The organism is Kitasatospora sp. NPDC002227 (genome assembly GCF_040296285.1).
Taxonomy (GTDB): domain Bacteria; phylum Actinomycetota; class Actinomycetes; order Streptomycetales; family Streptomycetaceae; genus Kitasatospora.
Genome location: NZ_JBEOWY010000081.1, coordinates 1 through 18,941 on the forward strand (window position 1 = coordinate 1; position 18,941 = coordinate 18,941).

Genomic DNA, 18,941 nt, shown 5'->3' on the forward strand with positions numbered 1-18,941 from the left:
GCTTCCGAGGACCCTGCGGTGTCCGGTCCTCACGGATCTCGAAGTCCATCGCACCCCTTGAGCTGGGGTGTTGCGACGACCACTAGAACCCAAGGGGATTCGCCCGGGCCCCTTCGCGTGCCGCCCCGACGCCCCCCTGATCCCCACCCCAGTCCTGCCCGGGGCCGCCCCCTGATTCGGATCTCCGGAGCTCCCAGCTGCTCGAACCTGGGTTCCACTAGCTCAGTCCCCCCGAGGATCGGGCTCCGCGAGAGGTGAAGCGACCATGTCGAACGAAGAGAAGCTGCTCACCCACCTCAAGTGGATGACAGCGGAGCTGCGACAGGCGCGCCGCCGGATCGGGGAGCTGGAGACGGCCGCGCACGAGCCGATCGCGATCGTCGGGATGGCCTGCCGCTTCCCCGGCGGGGTGCGCTCGCCCGAGGAGCTGTGGCAGCTGGCCGCCGGTGGGGTGGACGCCGTCACGCCCTTCCCCGCCGACCGCGGCTGGGACTTGGCGCGGCTCGCCGACACCGACCCCGAGCGGGTCGGCACCAGCCTGGCCCGGGAGGGCGGGTTCCTGCACGAGGCGGGCGAGTTCGACGCCGCCTTCTTCGGCATCTCGCCGCGCGAGGCGCTCGCCATGGACCCGCAGCAGCGCCTCCTCCTCGAGGTCTCCTGGGAGGCCCTCGAGCGGGCCCGGATCGCCCCGGACGGGCTGCGCGGCCGGTCGGTCGGCGTGTTCGTCGGCGCCTCCCCGCAGGGCTACGGCGCGGGTGTGCGCGAGAGCGAGCGCGGCGGCGAGGGCTACGCGCTGACCGGCGACGCCGGCAGCCTGCTCTCCGGCCGGATCGCCTACAGCCTGGGCCTGGAGGGCCCCGCCGTCACGCTGGACACCGCCTGCTCCTCCTCGCTGGTCGCGCTCCACCTGGCCTGCCAGGCGCTGCGCGAGGGCGAGTGCTCGATGGCGCTCGCGGGCGGCGTGACGATCATGTCCACCCCAGAGGTCTTCATCGAGTTCACCCGCCAGCGGGGACTTGCCGCCGACGGCCGCTGCAAGCCCTTCGCCGAGGCCGCGGACGGCACCGGCTGGGGCGAGGGCGTCGGCATGCTGCTCGTGGAGCGGCTCGGCGACGCCCAGCGCCTGGGCCACAACATCCTGGCGGTGGTTCGGGGTTCGGCCGTCAACCAGGACGGAGCCTCGAACGGCCTGACCGCGCCGAACGGCCCGGCCCAGCAGCGGGTGATCCGCCAGGCCCTGGCCAACGCCCAGCTGACCGCCGCCCAGATCGACCTGGTCGAGGCGCACGGCACCGGCACCACCCTCGGCGACCCGATCGAGGCCCAGGCGCTGCTCGCCACCTACGGCCGCAGCCGGGCCGGGGACGAGCCGCTGCGGGTCGGCGCGCTGAAGTCCAACATCGGTCACACCCAGGCCGCCGCCGGTGTGGCCGGTGTGATCAAGACCGTGCTCGCGATGCAGCACGGGCTGATGCCGAAGACCCTGCACCTGGACGCCCCCACCTCGCACGTGGACTGGAGCGCGGGCGCCGTCACCCCGCTCGCCGAGACCATCGCCTGGCCCGAGACCGGCCAGCCCCGCCGGGCCGCCGTCTCCGCCTTCGGCGTCAGCGGCACCAACGCCCACACGATCCTGGAGCAGGCGCCGGCGGCCGTCGAGCCCGAGGAGGCTCCGCAGGCCCCCGAGGGCTGGCGCGGGGAGCTCCCGCAGACCCTGCCGCTGCTGCTCTCCGGCGCCACCCCGCAGGCCCTGCGCGAGCAGGCCGCCCAGCTGGTCACCCTGCTGAGCCGGGGCACCGAGGCCGGTGCCCCGTACGACCTCAGCCTCTCGCTCGCCACGACCCGCGCCGCCCTGGAGCACCGCGCGGCCGTGACCGGCACCGACCGCGAGGCCCTGCTCGCGGGCCTGGCCGCCGTCGTGGTGGGGGAGCAGACCCCCGGCGTGCTCACCGGCACCGCGGAGAGCGGCCGGCTCGCCCTGCTCTTCTCCGGCCAGGGCAGCCAGCGGGTCGGTGCGGCCCGGGAGTTGGCGCAGAGCCACGCGGTGTTCGCGGCGGCCCTGGACGAGGTGTGCGCGCAGTTCTCGTTCGAACGGCCGCTGCGTGAGGTGCTGTTCGAGGACACTTCGGGGCTGTTGGACCGGACGGCGTACACCCAGGCCGGGCTGTTCGCGGTCGAGGTGGCGCTGTTCCGGCTGCTCGAGTCCTGGGGAGTGACGCCGGACTTCCTGGCCGGCCACTCGATCGGCGAGCTGGCGGCCGCGCATGTGGCGGGGGTCTGGTCGCTGGCGGACGCCTGCAAGCTGGTTGCCGCCCGGGGCCGTCTGATGCAGGCGCTGCCGGCCGGCGGTGCGATGCTCGCGGTGCAGGCCACGGAGGAGGAAGTCCGGGCCGCGCTCACCGAGGGTGTCGACATCGCGGCGGTCAACTCCGCTGACTCCGTGGTGGTTTCGGGCATCGAGGCGGACGTCGCCGCGCTGGAGGAGCGCTGGCGGGGCGAGGGCCGCAAGGTCAAGCGGCTCACGGTGAGCCACGCGTTCCACTCCGCGCTGATGGACCCGATGCTGGCCGAGTTCCGCGCGGTGGCCCAGGAGTTGACGTACCACACCCCGCGCATCCCGGTCGTTTCGAACGTCACCGGCGCGCTGGCCGCCGACCTGACCGACCCCGCGTACTGGGTGCGCCACGTCCGTGCGGCCGTCCGCTTCGCCGACGGGATGCGGACTCTGAGGGAGCAGGGCGTGAGCACCTTCCTGGAGCTCGGCCCCGACGCCGTGCTCGCCGCCCTGGTGCCGGACGGCGCCGTCGCGCTGCCGCTGCTGCGCGCCGGGCGCCCCGAGCAGCAGACGGTGACCGCCGCGCTGGCCGCCGCCCACTGCCGGGGCGCGGCGGTGGACTGGGCCGCCGTGCACCACGGTCTGGCGGCCACGCCGATCGACCTGCCGACCTACGCCTTCCAGCGCACCAGCTACTGGCTGACCGCCGACCCCAAGCAGCAGCCGGACGCGCTGCCGGGCGCCGGTACGCCGGAGGAGGCCGGCTTCTGGTCGGCCGTCGAGAGCGAGGACGCCGACGCGCTCGCCTCGGCGCTCGGCACCGACGAGCTCGCCGGGCTGCTGCCCGCGCTGCCGGTGCTCTCCGCCTGGCGACGCCGGCGGCAGGAGCAGACGGCGGCCGGCGCCCGGCGGTACCGGATCGACTGGCAGCCGCTGGACGAGCCCGCCGCCGCGCCCGCCAGCGGCGCCGAGCGCTGGCTGATCCTGCTGCCCGGCGGCACGATGGCCGCCGCGCCGTACGCCGAGGCCGCCGCCGAGGCGCTGCGCTCCCGCGGCCACCAGGTCGACACGCTCGAAATCGTGGTCGAGGCACCGGAGTTCGACTTCCTGGCCGCGTACGAGCCGACCGGCATCCTGTCGCTGCTCGCCCTCGCCGACCGCGCCCACCCGCAGCACCCCTCGCTGCCCGCCGGCCTCGCCGCCGACGCCCTGCTGGTCCAGGCGCTGGCCGCCCGGTCGGCCTCGGCCAGGCTCTGGCTGGCCACCCGGGGCGCCGTGCGCCTGGGCCGGGCCGGCCGGATCGGCTCCGCCGAGCAGGCCCGGACCTGGGGCCTGGGCCGGGTGGCGGCCCTGGAGCACCCGGGGCTGTGGGGCGGCCTGGTCGAGCTGCCGCCGCTGCTCGACGCCCGCGCCGGTGCCCGGCTGACCGCCGTCCTGGAAGGCCGCTACGGCGCCGAGGACGCGCTGGCGATCGGCCCCTCCGGCGTCTTCGCCCGCCGCCTGGTGCGGCTGCCCGCCACCCCGGCGCCCGCCGACCCCGCCGCCGCCCAGTGGCGCCCGCGCGGCACCGTGCTGGTCACCGGCGGCACCGGCGGCATCGGCCTGCACCTGGCCCGCTGGCTCGCCTCGGCCGGGGCCGAGCACCTGGTGCTGGTCTCCCGCCGGGGCGCCGAGGCCCCCGGCGCGGCCGAGCTGGCCGGCGAGCTGACGGCCACCGGGGCGCGCGTCACCCTGGCCGCCTGCGACGTCGCCGACCGGGCCCAACTAGCCGCCCTCCTAGACGGGTTGAGCGATGACCCGCACCCGCTACGGGCCGTGCTGCACGCGGCCGGTCTGCCGCAGTACCGCCCGCTCGCCGAGACCACCCTCGCCGACTTCGCCGCCACCGCCGACGCCAAGGTGCTCGGCGCCCGCCACCTGCACGAGCTGCTGGCGGACGCGGAGCTGGACGCCTTCGTGCTGTTCTCCTCGATCGCCGCCGCCTGGGGCAGCGGCAACCAGAGCGCCTACGCCGCCGCCAACGCCTACCTGGACGCGCTCGCCGAGCAGCGCCGGGACGCCGGCCTGCCCGCCGCCTCGATCGCCTGGGGCCCGTGGGCCGGTGGCGGCATGGCCGCCGGGGAGGACGCCGAGGAGCACCTGTGCCGCCGCGGCCTGCCGGTGCTCGACCCGGCCGACGCGCTGGCCGCGCTCGCGCTCGCCCCCCGCCTGGACACCGCCGCCACCGTGGTCGCCGACGTCGACTGGGAGCGCTTCGCCCGCAGCTACACCGCCACCGGAGAGCGCCCGCTGCTGCTCGGCGTGCCCGAGGCCGCCCAGGTGCTCGCCGCCCCGGACCGCGAGCTCACGCAGCGCCCCGCCCGCCCGGCCTGGCTGGAGCGGCTCGCCCAACTGCCCGCCGCCGACCGGGACCGCGCGCTGCGCGACCTGGTCCGCGAGGAGGTCGCCGCGCTGCTCGGCCACGCCTCGGCCGAGGCCGTCGACCCGGAGCGGGCCTTCAAGGAGCTCGGCTTCGACTCGATGACCGCCGTCGACCTGCGCGACCGCCTGGCCCGGCGCACCGGCCTCACCCTGCCCGCCACCCTCACGTACGACCACCCCACCGCCGCCGCCCTCGCCGGCTACCTGAGCGGCCGCCTCTTCGGCGCCGAGCAGCCGGCCGCGCCGGTCGTCACGCAGACCGCCGCCGACCACGAGCCGATCGCCATCGTCGCGATGGCCTGCCGCTACCCCGGCGGGGTGCGCTCCCCGGAGGAGCTGTGGCGGATGGTCGCCGAGGGCCGCGACGCCGTCGGCCCCTTCCCCGCCGACCGCGGCTGGGACTTGGCCAACCTCTTCCACGACGACCCCGACCACCCCGGCACCAGCTACGTCCGCTCCGGCGGATTCCTGGACGCCGTGGGCGAGTTCGACGCCGACTTCTTCGGCATCTCGCCGCGCGAGGCGCTGGCCACCGACCCGCAGCAGCGCCTGCTGCTCGAGACCGCCTGGGAGGCCTTCGAGCGGGCCCGGATCAACCCGGACACCCTGCGCGGCTCCCGTACCGGCGTCTTCGTCGGCACCAACAGCCTCGACTACGCCACCCTGCTGCGCTCCTCCTCGACCCCGCACGAAGGCCACCTGGTCACCGGCGGCACCGCCAGCGTGGTCTCCGGCCGCCTCTCCTACACCTTCGGCCTGGAGGGCCCGGCCGTCACCGTCGACACCGCCTGCTCCTCCTCGCTGGTCGCCCTGCACCTGGCCGTGCAGGCGCTGCGGCGCGGCGAGTGCACGATGGCGCTGGCCGGCGGCGTGACCGTCATGGCGACCTCCGGTTCCTTCGTGGAGTTCAGCCGCCAGCGGGGGCTGGCCGCCGACGGCCGCTGCAAGCCCTTCGCCGAGGCCGCCGACGGCACCGGCTGGGGGGAGGGCGCCGGTCTGCTCCTGGTCGAGCGCCTGAGCGACGCCCAGCGGCTCGGCCACCCCGTGCTCGCCGTGGTGCGCGGCACCGCCGTCAACCAGGACGGTGCCTCCAACGGCCTCACCGCCCCCAACGGCCCGGCCCAGCAGCGGGTCATCCAGCTCGCCCTGGCCGACGCGGAACTGACGACGGATCAGGTCGACGTGGCCGAGGCGCACGGCACCGGCACGGTGCTCGGCGACCCGATCGAGGCCCAGGCGCTGCTTGCCACCTACGGCCAGGGCCGCCCGGCCGACCGCCCGCTGCTGCTCGGCTCGGTCAAGTCCAACATCTCGCACACCCAGTCGGCGGCCGGCGTCGCCGGTGTCATCAAGATGGTCGAGGCGATGCGGCACGGCATCGCCCCGCAGACCCTGCACGTGGACGAGCCGAGCCGGCACGTCGACTGGTCGGCGGGCGCGGTCGAACTGCTCGCCGAGGCCAGGCCGTGGCCGGAGACCGGCCGCCCGCGCCGGTCCGCCGTCTCCTCCTTCGGCGTCAGCGGCACCAACGCCCACGTCGTCCTGGAGCAGGCACCCGAGCCCCCGGCCCCGTTCGCGGACGAGCACGCCTCGCACTCCCCCCTGCCCGTCCTGCTCTCCGGCCGCACCGTGCCCGCCCTGCGCGCCCAGGCCGAGCGGCTGCACGCCGAGCTCGCCGAGGCCGACGGCCCGCGCCTGACCGACCTCGCCCTCTCGCTCGCCACCACCCGGGCCGGCCTGCCCGCCCGCGCCGCGCTCACCGCCACCGACCGCGCCGGGCTGCTCGCCGACCTCGCCGCGCTCGCCCAGGGCCAGGACGCGCCCGACCTGAACACCGGCACCCCGGCCGAGGGCCGGCTCGCCTTCCTGTTCTCCGGCCAGGGCAGCCAGCGCCCCGGCATGGGCCGCGAACTCTACGACAGCCAGCTGGTCTTCGCCGACGCGCTCGACCAGGTCTGCGCCCGCTTCGACGGACTGCTCGAACAGCCGCTGCTCGAGGTCATGTTCGACACCTCCTCCGAGCTGCTCAACCAGACCGTCTACACCCAGGCCGCCCTGCTCGCCTGGGAGATCGCCCTCTACCGCCTGCTCGAATGGTGGGGCCTCACCCCCGACCTGCTGGCCGGCCACTCCATCGGCGAACTCGCCGCCGCCCACGTGGCAGGCGTGCTCACGCTGGACGACGTCTGCACCCTGGTCGCCGCCCGCGGCCGGCTGATGCAGGCCCTGCCGAGCGGCGGCGCGATGCTCGCCGTGCAGGCCACCGAGGCCGAAGTACGGGACGCGCTGGCCGAGTTCCCGGCCGAGCAGGTCGGCGTCGCCGCCGTCAACGGGCCCACCGCGCTGGTGGTCTCCGGCACGGCCGCCGTCATCGACCAGCTCGCCGCCCGCTGGCAGGCCGAGCAGCGCCGCACCAACCGCCTGACCGTCAGCCACGCCTTCCACTCGCCGCTGATGGAGCCCATGCTCGCCGAGTTCCGGTCCGTGGCGCAGCAGTTGACCTACCGCAGCCCGCAGGTCCCGGTGGTCTCCAACCTCACCGGCTCGCTCGCCGGTGACCTCACCGACCCCGAGTACTGGGTCCGCCACGTCCGCGAGGCCGTCCGCTTCGGCGACGGCGTGGCCGCCCTGCACGAGCAGGGTGTGCGCACCTTCCTCGAGATCGGCCCAGGCGGAGTGCTCTCCGCCCTCACCCAGGGCGCCCTCGCCGACGACGCCGTGGCCGCCGTCCCGGTCGCCCGCGGCGGCCGCCCCGAGCCGCTCGCGCTCACCAGCGCCCTCGGCCGGCTCTTCACCCGCGGCATCGAGGCCGACTGGCCGGCCGTCTTCGCCGGCACCGGCGCCCGCCGCACCGACCTGCCCACCTACGCCTTCCAGCACCGCCGCTTCTGGCCCGAGCCCGCCGCTCACCCGGCCGCCGCCTCCCTGACCGGCCTCGGCCTGGGCGCCACCGACCACCCGCTGATCGGCGCCGCCCTCACCCTGGCCGACCAGGACGTACGCCTGCTCACCGGCGCCCTCTCGCTGCGCACCCACCCCTGGCTGGCCGACCACGAAGTGCTCGGCAGGGTGCTGCTCCCCGGCACCGCCTTCCTCGACCTGGTGCTGCGCGCGGCCCAGGAGACCGAGTGCGGCCGCCTGGAGGAGCTGACCCTGGCCGCGCCGCTCACGCTCGCGGCCGACGAGGAGGTCCAGCTCCAGATCCGGGTCGACGCGCCCGGACCGGACGGCCGCCGGGCGGTCAGCGTGCACGCGCGCTCCGCCGCCGAGGCCGACTGGACCCGCCACGCGCTCGGCACGCTGGTGGCCGAGGAGAGCGCCACGGACCGGCTCGCCGCGTGGCCGCCGGCCGGCGCGGCCGCTGTCGACGTGAGCGGCCTCTACGGCGAGCTGGCCCAGGCCGGCTTCGCGTACGGGCCGTCGTTCCAGGGCCTGCGGGCCGCCTGGCGCTCCGGCTCCGAGGTCTACGCCGAGGTCGCCCTGCCGGATGGGTCCGGCGCCGAGGGCTTCGGCGTCCACCCGGCCCTGCTCGACGCCGCGCTGCACGCCACTCCGCTGCTCGGCGACGGGAGCGGCGGCGGGCTGCCGTTCTCCTGGTCGGGCGTGACCCTGCACGGGGCCGGCGCGACCACGCTCCGGGTCCGGCTGGCCCGGACGGCCGGTGACGGGGTCTCGCTCCTGGTGGCCGACACCGAGGGCATGCCGCTGCTGGTGGTCGACGAACTGGTGATGCGCCGCCCGGCCGCCGAGCAGCTCCGCGAGGAGCCGCTCTACCGGCTGGCCTGGTCGGCGGTGCCGGCCTCCGAGGGGACGACCGACGGCTGGGCACTGCTGGGCGAGGATTCGCTCGGCAGCGGACTGCCGGTCGGTGACGCCGGGTCGGCGGCGGTGCCGGTGGTGTGCGGCAGGTCGGCCGAGGCCGTGCTGGCCGCGCTGCAGGGCTCGGGTTCGCGCCTGGTGGTGCTGACGCGCGGCGCGGTGGCCGTCGACTCCGACGCCGGGGTGGCCGACCTCGAGGCCGCGGCGGTCTGGGGCCTGGTGCGCTCGGTGCAGTCGGAGCAGCCGGGCCGGGTGGTGCTGGTGGACGTGGACGGCACCGCGCAGTCGTGGGCGGCGCTGGCCGGGGCGGTGGCCTCGGGCGAGTCGCAGCTGGCGCTGCGGGCGGGCGCCGCCTTCGCGCCGCGCCTGCGGACCGCGCGGTCGGCGGAGCCGCTGACCGCTCCCGGCGGCGGTGGCGCGTGGCGGCTGGACAGCCGTGCGCGGGGCACGCTGGAGGCGCTGGAGCTGGTCGAGGCGCCGGTGGAGCCACTGGCCGAGGGTCAGGTGCGGATCGCGGTGCGGGCCGGGGGAGTGAACTTCCGGGACGTGCTGAACGCGCTGGGGATGTATCCGGTGGCGGCGCCGCTGGGCATCGAGGGCGCCGGTGTGGTGGCCGAGATCGGTCCGGGGGTCTCCGAGCTGGCCGTGGGTGACCGGGTGCTCGGCATGTTCTCGGGCGGCTTCGGGCCGTTCGCGGTGACCGACCACCGGATGGTGGCGCCGGTCCCGGCGGGGTGGTCGTTCGCGCGGGCGGCGTCCGTGCCGGTGGTCTTCCTGACCGCGCTGTACGCCTGGACCGACCTGGGGGCGGTGCGGTGCGGCAACCGGGTGCTGGTGCACGCCGGTGCCGGTGGTGTCGGCATGGCCGCCATCCAGCTCGCGCGGCAGTTCGGCGCGGAGGTCTTCGCGACGGCGAGCCCCGGCAAGTGGGACACGCTGCGCTCGCTGGGCCTAGATGACGACCACATCGCGTCCTCGCGTGACCTCGCCTTCGCGGAGAAGTTCCTGGCCGTGACCGGCGGGGAGGGTGTCGACGTGGTGCTCAACGCCCTGGCGGGCGAGTTCGTGGACGCCTCGCTGAGCCTGCTGCCGCGTGGCGGGCGCTTCCTGGAGATGGGCAAGACCGACATCCGCACGACCGTGCCCGAGGCGGTCGCCTACACGGCCTTCGACCTGGTCGAGGCCGGCCCGGCGCGGATCGGCGAGCTGCTGTGCAAGCTGCTGGCACTGTTCGAGGCCGGGGTCATCGAGACGCTGCCGGTGCGCAGTTGGGACGTCCGGCAGGCGCGGGAGGCGTTCCGGTTCGTCAGCCAGGCCAAGCATGTCGGCAAGGTCGTCCTGACGGTCCCGCAGCAGCTCGATCCGGCGCGGGAGGTGCTGATCACCGGTGGTACCGGTTCGCTGGGCGCCCTGGTGGCCCGGCATCTGGTCACCGAGCACGGCGCGCGCAAGCTGCTGCTGCTCTCCCGCCGTGGCCTCGGGGCCCCCGGTGCGGCCGAACTCGTCGCCGAGCTCGCCGAGTCGGGTGCCAGGGTCGAGGTGGTGGCCTGCGACGTCGCCGACCGCGACGCGCTGGCCGCTGTTCTCGCCGGCCGTGAGCTGACCGCCGTGGTCCACACGGCGGGTCTCCTGGACGACGGCCTGGTCAGTGGGATGACCGCCGAGCGGCTCGCCGCCGTGCGCGGCCCCAAGGCTGACGCCGCCCGGCACCTGCACGAACTGACGTCCGGTCAGGACCTGGCGGCGTTCGTCCTGTTCTCCTCGATCGCGGGCGTTATCGGCAGTGCGGGGCAGTCCAACTACGCGGCTGCCAACGCCTACCTGGACGCCCTGGCGGGGCACCGCCGGGCGCTCGGCCTGCCTGCCACCTCCCTCGCCTGGGGCCCGTGGCAGCAGTCCGGCAGCGGTATGACCGGCGAGCTGACCGAGGCCGACCTGCAGCGGATGGCCCGCAGCGGCCTGCTGCCGTTCGACGCCGCGCAGGGCATGGCCGCCTTCGACGCCGGACGCACCGCCGCCGAGGCAGTCCTGATCCCCGTCCGGCTCGACCTCGCCGCGCTGCGCGGCGCGCAGGAACTCCCCGCGCTGCTCGGCGAACTGGCCCGCACCCCCGGCCGCCGCGCCCCGCGTACGGCGGCCACCGGCTCGGCCGTGGCCACCGCCGCGCCGCTGGCGCAGTTGCTGGCGGGCAAGGACGAGACCGCGCGGACGGCGGAGCTGCTCGCGGCGGTCGCCGGACAGGTCGCGGCCGTGCTCGGCTACGACGCCGCGACCGAGATCGACCTCGACCGGCCGTTCAAGGAGCTGGGCTTCGACTCGCTCACCTCGGTCGAGCTGCGCAACCGCCTCAACACCGCCACCGGGATGCGGCTGCCCGCCACCCTGGTCTTCGACCACCCGACCGTGCGCGCCATCGCCACCCTGCTGCTCACCGAGATCGCCGGCACCGCGCCCGCGCCCGCTCCGGCCGCGCCGCCGGTGGCTGCCGCCGCGGACGAGCCGATCGCCATCATCGGCATGGCCTGCCGCTACCCGGGCGGTGTCCGCTCCCCGGAGGACCTCTGGGAGCTGGTGGCCGGCGGCACCGACGCGATCGGCCCCTTCCCCGCCGACCGCGGCTGGGACTTGGAGCGCCTGCACGACCCGGCCGGCCGGGGCACCGGCACCAGCTACGTCAACGAGGGCGGCTTCGTCTACGACGTCGCCGACTTCGACCCGATGTTCTTCGGCATCTCGCCGCGCGAGGCGCTCGCCATGGACCCGCAGCAGCGGCTCCTCCTGGAGACCGCCTGGGAGGCCTTCGAGCGGGCCGGGCTCGACCCCGCCGCGGTGCGCGGCAGCCGGGCCGGGGTGTTCGTGGGCTCCGCGTACTGCGGCTACGGCACCGGCGTGGACGAGCTGCCCGACGGGCTGGAAGGCCATCTGCTGACCGGCAGCACCGGCTCGGTGGCCAGCGGCCGGATCGCCTACACCCTCGGTCTGGAGGGCCCGGCCGTCACCGTCGACACCGCCTGCTCCTCCTCGCTGGTCGCCCTGCACTTCGCCGTCCAGGCGCTGCGCTCGGGCGAGTGCACGCTCGCCCTGGCGGGCGGCGCGACCGTGATGGCCACGCCGGACATCTTCACCGAGTTCAGCCGCCAGCGCGGCCTGGCCGACAACGGCCGCTGCAAGCCGTTCGCCGAGGCGGCGGACGGCACCGGCTGGGGCGAGGGCGCGGGCATGCTGCTCGTCGAGCGGCTCTCCGACGCCGAGCGCCTGGGCCACAACGTGCTTGCCGTGGTACGGGGTTCGGCCGTCAACCAGGACGGAGCGTCCAACGGCCTCACGGCGCCGAACGGCCCCTCGCAGCAGCGGGTGATCCGCGCCGCGCTGGCCAACGCGGGCCTGGGCGCCGACCAGATCGACGTGGTGGAGGCGCACGGCACCGGCACCACGCTCGGTGACCCGATCGAGGCCCAGGCGCTGCTCGCCACCTACGGTCGCGGGCGGGACGCGGCGAACCCGCTGCGGCTCGGCTCGGTGAAGTCCAACATCGGTCACACCCAGGCGGCTTCGGGCGTCGCGGGCGTGATCAAGATGGTCATGGCGATGCGGCACGGCGTGCTGCCGAAGTCCCTGCACGCGGACGAGCCCTCGAGTCACGTGGACTGGACGACGGGCGCGGTGGAGCTCCTGACCGAGACGGTGGAGTGGCCGCGGACCGGCCGACCGCGCCGCGCGGCGGTCTCCTCCTTCGGGATCAGCGGCACCAACGCGCACACCGTCCTGGAGCAGGCACCCGAGGCGGAGCACCCGGCCGCGGAACCGGCCCCCGTACGGGAGTTGCCGTTCCTGATCTCCGGGCGCAGCGAGCAGGCCGTGCGCGAGCAGGCCCGCCGCCTGGCCGCCCAGCTGCGCCGGGAGCAGGAGCCGGCCCTTGCGGACGTCGCCTTCTCGCTCGCCACCACCCGCAGCAGGCTGGAGCGTTCGGCCGTGCTGACCGCCGCGACCGCCGAGGAGCTGCTGGCCGGGCTCGACGCCCTGGCCGACGGCACGCCGGCCGCCTCGGTCACGGAGACCACCGGATCCGGCGGCGGCAAGCTTGCCCTGCTCTTCTCGGGCCAGGGCAGCCAGCGGGCCGGTGCCGGGCGTGAGCTGTACGCGACCCAGCCGGTGTTCGCCGCCGAACTGGACGCCGTTTGCGTCCAGTTCGAGCTCGACCGGCCGTTGCGTGAGGTGCTGTTCGAGGACGCTTCGGGGCTGCTGGACCGGACGGTGTACACCCAGGCCGGGCTGTTCGCGGTCGAGGTGGCGCTGTTCCGGCTGCTGGAGTCCTGGGGTGTCACGCCGGACTACCTGGCGGGGCACTCGATCGGTGAGCTGGCGGCCGCCCACGTGGCGGGCGTGCTCAGTCTGGCCGACGCGTGCAAGCTGGTCGCCGCCCGGGGCCGCCTGATGCAGTCACTGCCGGCCGGCGGCGCGATGGTCGCCGTGCAGGCGACGGAGGCCGAGGTCCGGGCGGCGCTGGTCGGCGCGGTGGACATCGCGGCCGTCAACGGTCCCGAGTCCGTGGTGGTTTCGGGCGTCGAGGCGGATGTCGCGGCGCTGGAGGCGGTCTGGCGGGAGGAGGGCCGGAAGGTCAAGCGGCTCACGGTGAGCCACGCGTTCCACTCCTCGCTGATGGAGCCGATGATCGCCGAGTTCCGGGCCGTCGCCGAGACGCTGACCTACAGCGCCCCGCGCATCCCGGTGGTCTCCAACCTGACCGGTTCGCTGGACGCCGACCTGACCGACCCCGAGTACTGGGTGCGGCACGTCCGCGAGGCCGTCCGCTTCGCCGACGGCGTGGCCGCGCTGCACGCGCAGGGGGTGCGGACCTTCCTGGAGCTCGGCCCCGACACCGTCCTCACCGCCATGGCCCGCCAGGCCCTGGAAGCCGAGTCGGCCGTCACCCCGGTGCTGCGGGCCGGACGCCCGGAGACGGAGACGCTCACCCGGGCGCTGGCCGTACTGCTGGCCAACGGCCAGGTAATCGACTGGAGTTCGTACTTCGCCGGTACCGAGGTGCGCCGGACGGAGCTGCCCACGGCAGCATTCCAGCGGGCGCACTACTGGCTCTCCTCGACCGCCCTCGCGAGCCGCCGGTCCGCCGGTGCCGCGAGCGGTGGCACGGCCGATCCGGCGGAGGCCGGGTTCTGGGCCGCGGTCGAGCGGGAGGACGGCGCCGCGCTGGCCGAGACGCTGCGGCTGGACGGCGAGGACGAGCTGGCGGCCCTGCTGCCCGCCCTGTCCTCCTGGCGGCGCAGGCAGCGCAAGCAGGCCGACCTGGACCGGCTGCGGTACCGGGCCGTCTGGCAGCCGCTGGACGGACCTGCCGGTGCTGATGCCGGTGCCGGTGCCGAGTTGACCGGCCGCTGGCTGCTGCTGTCCGACCCGGCCGACCCGGTGGCCGCCGCGCCGGCCGCCACGCTGGTTTCCGCGCTGGCCGAGATCTGTGCCGAGCCGGTGCGGATCGACGCCGCCGCCGACCGGGCCGCCCTCGCGGACCAACTGCGGGACGCGGCAGCCGGTCAGGACTTCACCGGCGTGCTCTCGCTGCTCGCCCACGCCGGGACGGCGGAGGAGGACCCGCACGCCGGGCTCGCCCGCACCGCCGTGCTTGTCCAGGCGCTCGGTGACGCCGGGATCGACGGGCCGCTCTGGTGCGCGACCACCGGTGCCGTCGCCACCACGCCGGGGGAGCGGGTCAGCCGACCGGCCGCCGCCCAGGTCTGGGGCTTCGGCCGGGTCGCGGCCCTGGAGCACCCGGAGCGCTGGGGCGGTCTGATCGACCTCCCGGCCCAGGTCGGAGCCGGTGAACTCGGGCAGCTGGTAGCAGTGTTGAACGGAGAGCTGGGCGCCGAGGACCAGCTGGCGGTCCGTGCCCCGGGTCTGTTCGGCCGCCGGCTGGTGCCAGCCCCGGCGGGCGCAGACGGGGGCGAGGGCAGCTGGACGCCCACCGGTACCGTGCTGATCACCGGCGGCACGGGCGCGCTCGGCGCGCACGTCGCCCGGCGACTCGCGGCGCGGGGCGCCACTCGCCTGGTGCTCACCAACCGCCGCGGACCGCAGGCCCACGGCTGCGCCGAACTCATCGCCGAGCTGGCCGAGTCGGGTGCCACCGCGACCGTCGCCGCCTGCGACGCCGCCGACCGGGCCGCACTCGCCGCGCTCATCGAGCAGCTGCGGGCCGACGGCGAGCCGGTGAGGTCCGTGTTCCACGCCGCCGGGCTCCCGCAGGCCGCCGCGATCGCGGACACCACACCCGCCGACCTGGCGGAGGTGGTCGCCGCCAAGGTGGCCGGGGCCCGGCACCTGGACGAGCTGCTCGCGGGCGAGGAGTTGGACGCCTTCGTGCTGTTCTCCTCCATCGCCGGCATCTGGGGCTCGGCCGGCCAGGCCGGGTACGCCGCCGGCAACGCCTACCTGGACGCCCTCGCCGAGGACCGCCGCGGCCGGGGCCTGCCGGCCACGGCCGTTGCCTGGGGTCCGTGGGACGGCGGCGGCATGGCCGGGGCCGACGCCGCCCGCGACCACCTGGTCAAGCGCGGCCTGACCCCGCTCGCCCCCGAGACCGCCCTGGACGCGCTCCACCAGGCGATCGCCACCGGCCGCACCACCGCAGTGGTCGCCGACGTCGACTGGGCCACCCTCGGTGCCTCCTTCGCCGCCGTCCGGCCCAGCCCGCTACTCGCCGAACTGGCCCCTCCGACGGCCGGCCCGGCCACCGGCCCGGCGGACTCCGCCGCCCGCGGCTCGCAGGCCGTCGAGCAGCGGCTCGCCGGCCTGACCGGCCCCGAGCGCCGCCGCAGCCTGCTGCAGCTGGTCCGTGGCGAGGTCGCGGCCGTGGTCGGCCTCGGCGGGCCCGAGCAGATCGAGCCGGACCGGGCGTTCAAGAGCCTCGGCTTCGACTCGCTCACCGTGCTCGAACTGCGCGACCGCCTCACCGGCAGCACCGGGCTGACCCTGCCCAGCACCCTGCTCTACGACTACCCGACCGCCGCGGCCCTCGCCGACCACCTGGACGCCGAGCTCTCCGGCACCACCGACCAACCGGTGCTGCCCCTGCTCGCCGAGCTCGACCGGCTCGAGGCCGCCCTGATCGCCGTGACTCCCGCGGATCTGACCAGCATCGCGCCCGACGACGCCGAACAGGCCAAGATCGGCCGACGGCTCAAGGACCTGCTCGCCCTCTGGAACGAAGCCCGTGGCCTGTCGGACACCGGCGCACTCACCGACCAGATCGAGGACGCCTCCGACGACGACCTCTTCGACCTGATCGACCGGAACCTCGGCCGCGCCTGACCGGCCGGCGCCTCCGCCCACCGCCGCGCACCCTGCGCGGGACCAACCGCGCAGCCTGCGCGGGACCAACCGCGCACCGCCGACCGGGCTGGCGCACACAGACCTCTCCGCCTCAGAACACACGGGTGATGACAGCGATGGCCACGAACGAAAACAAGCTCCGCGAATACCTCAAGCGCGTCGTGACCGAGCTGGGCGACGCCAACGAGCGGCTCCGCGAGGTCGAGGAGGCCGAGCGCGAGCCGATCGCGATCGTCGGCATGGCCTGCCGCCTGCCCGGCGGCGTCCGCTCGCCCGAGGACCTGTGGCAGGTGGTCGCGGCGGGCACCGACGCGATCGGCGAGTTCCCGGACAACCGCGGCTGGGACCTGGAGGGGCTGTACGACCCCGAGTCGCTGCGCCCGGGCACCAGCTACGCCCGGCACGGCGGCTTCCTCTACGAAGCCGACCGCTTCGACCCCGGCTTCTTCGGCATCTCGCCGCGCGAGGCCCTGGTCATGGACCCGCAGCAGCGCCTGCTGCTCGAGACCGGCTGGGAGGCCTTCGAGCACGCGGGCATCGACCCCGCCGGCCTGCGCGGCTCCCGCACCGGCGTCTTCGTCGGCACCAACGGCCAGGACTACGCCGCCCTGCTCGGCGAGGCCCCGCAGGGCGGCGAGGGCTACCTCGCCACCAGCAGCGCCGCCAGCGTGGTCTCCGGCCGCCTGTCCTACACCTTCGGGCTCGAGGGCCCGGCCGTCAGCGTCGACACCGCCTGCTCCTCCTCGCTGGTCGCCCTCCACCTCGCCATCCAGGCGCTGCGCCAGGGCGAGTGCACGATGGCCCTGGTCGGCGGTGTGACCATCATGTCCACCCCGGGTGCCTTCATCGAGTTCACCCGCCAGGGCGGGCTGGCCCGGGACGGCCGCTGCAAGCCCTTCGCCGAGGCGGCGGACGGCACCGGCTGGGGCGAGGGCGTCGGCATGCTGCTGGTGGAGCGGCTCTCGGCCGCGCGGCGCCTCGGCCACAAGGTGCTCGCGGTGGTGCGCGGTTCGGCCGTCAACCAGGACGGCGCGTCCAACGGCCTGACCGCCCCCAACGGCCCCTCCCAGCAGCGGGTGATCCGCGCCGCGCTGGCCAACGCCCGCCTGACCTCCGACCAGATCGACGTGGTCGAGGCGCACGGCACCGGCACGACCCTCGGTGACCCGATCGAGGCCCAGGCCCTGCTCGCCACCTACGGCCGCGAGCGCGACGCCGCGAACCCGCTGCGGCTCGGCTCGCTGAAGTCCAACATCGGCCACACCCAGGCCGCCTCGGGCGTGGCCAGCGTGATCAAGATGGTCATGGCGATGCAGCACGGCGTGCTGCCGCAGAGCCTGCACGTCGACGCCCCCTCCTCGCACGTCGACTGGACGGCGGGCGCCGTCGAGCTGCTCGCCGAGCGGCAGGACTGGCCGGAGACCGGCCGCCCGCGCCGGGCCGCCGTCTCCTCCTTCGGCGTCAGCGGCACCAACGCCCACACCATCCTGGAGCAGGCCCCGGCGGAGGAGGCCCCGGCGGAGGAGCAGGACGGCCTCTCCACGGCCCGGCTGCCCGATGTGCTGCCGTACCTGGTCTCCGGCCGCGGTGAGGCCGCGCTGCGCGCGCAGGCCGACCGGCTGGCCGGCTTCCTGCGCGGGCGCCCCGAGGCGGACGCGCTGGACACCGCCTTCTCGCTCGCCACCAGCCGTGGCGCGCTGGAGCAGCGGGCCGTGGTCCTCGCGGGCGACCGCGAGGAGCTGCTGGCAGGCCTGACCGCCCTCGGGCGCGGCGAGCCGGCCGCCTCGGTGAGCCGGTCGAGCGTGGTGGCCGAGGCCGGGACGGCGTTCCTGTTCTCGGGGCAGGGGAGTCAGCGGGCGGGGATGGGGCGCGAACTGTACGACGCGTTCCCGGTGTTCGCGGCCGCGCTGGACGAGGTGTGCGCGCAGTTCGACCTCGGCCGTCCGCTGCGTGAGGTGATGTTCGACGCCTCGACGGATCTGCTGGACCAGACCGTCTGGACTCAGGCCGGGCTGTTCGCCTTCGAGGTGGCGCTGTACCGGCTGGTGGAGTCCTGGGGCGTCACGCCCGACTACCTGGGCGGGCACTCGATCGGTGAGCTGGCGGCGGCGTACGTGGCAGGTGTCTGGTCGCTGCCCGACGCCTGCAAGCTGGTCGCCGCCCGTGGCCGGCTGATGCAGGCGCTGCCGAGCGGCGGCGCGATGCTCGCGGTGCAGGCCTCGGAGGAGGTCGTACGGGCGGCGCTGGCCGGTGCGGTGGACATCGCGGCGGTCAACGGGCCTTCGTCCGTGGTGGTTTCGGGCGCCGAGGCGGACGTCGCCGCGCTGGAGGCGGCCTGGCGGGAGGAGGGCCGGAAGGTCAAGCGGCTCACCGTCAGCCACGCCTTCCACTCGCCGCTGATGGAGCCGATGCTGGCCGAATTCCGTTCCGTGGCCGAGTCGTTGACGTACGCGGCACCGAGTGTCCCGGTGGTCTCCAACCTCACCGGCGGCTTCGCCGAGCTCACCACCGCCGAGTACTGGGTGCGGCACGTCCGCGAGGCGGTGCGCTTCGCGGATGCGGTCACCAGCCTGCGTGAGCAGGGTGTCCGCAGTTTCCTGGAGATCGGCCCCGACGGGGTCCTCTCCGCGATGGCGGCAGGCGCGGGCTTCGTGCCGGCCCAGCGGGGCGGCCGGGCCGAGGTGCCGACCCTGGTCGCCGCGCTGGCCGGGCTGCACGTACAGGGCGTCGGCATCGACTGGGCGGCGTACTTCGCCGGGTCCGGTGCCCGGCGGGTCGAGCTGCCGCTGTACGCGTTCCAGCACGAGCAGTACTGGCTGATGCCCTCCGGGAAGACGGCGGCTGCGCAGGTGCCGACGGCTGCTGGTGTGGTGGATGGTGCGGAGTCGCGGTTCTGGGATGCGGTGGAGCGTGGTGATGTTGCCGCGTTGAGTGCTGAGTTGGGGCTGGGTGAGGGGGAGCAGCTTTCGGGTCTGCTGCCTGCGATCTCGTCCTGGCGTCGGGTGCGGCGTGAGCGTTCGGTGGTGGACGGTTGGCGGTATCGGGTGGTGTGGCGGGCGCTGGAGTCGGGTGTTGCGGCCGG

Annotated in this window: 2 protein-coding genes; both read left to right on the forward strand. The window is 75.6% G+C overall.

Going from position 1 to position 18,941, the window contains the following annotated elements; genetic code table 11:
• Positions 1-265 precede the first annotated feature (265 nt).
• A complete protein-coding gene (locus ABT095_RS37290) occupies positions 266-15,838 on the forward strand; it encodes a type I polyketide synthase (RefSeq protein WP_350534065.1) in 15,573 nt (5,190 codons plus the stop codon).
• Between the two features lie 137 nt (positions 15,839-15,975).
• On the forward strand, positions 15,976-18,941 hold a 2,966-nt coding region (locus ABT095_RS37295; protein WP_350534066.1), incomplete at its 3' end, for a type I polyketide synthase.

Bases quoted from the DNA above. Each gene is read 5' to 3' on its own strand.
- ABT095_RS37290 (WP_350534065.1), top strand. From the start codon at position 266: ATGTCGAACGAAGAGAAGCTGCTCACCCACCTCAAGTGGATGACAGCG.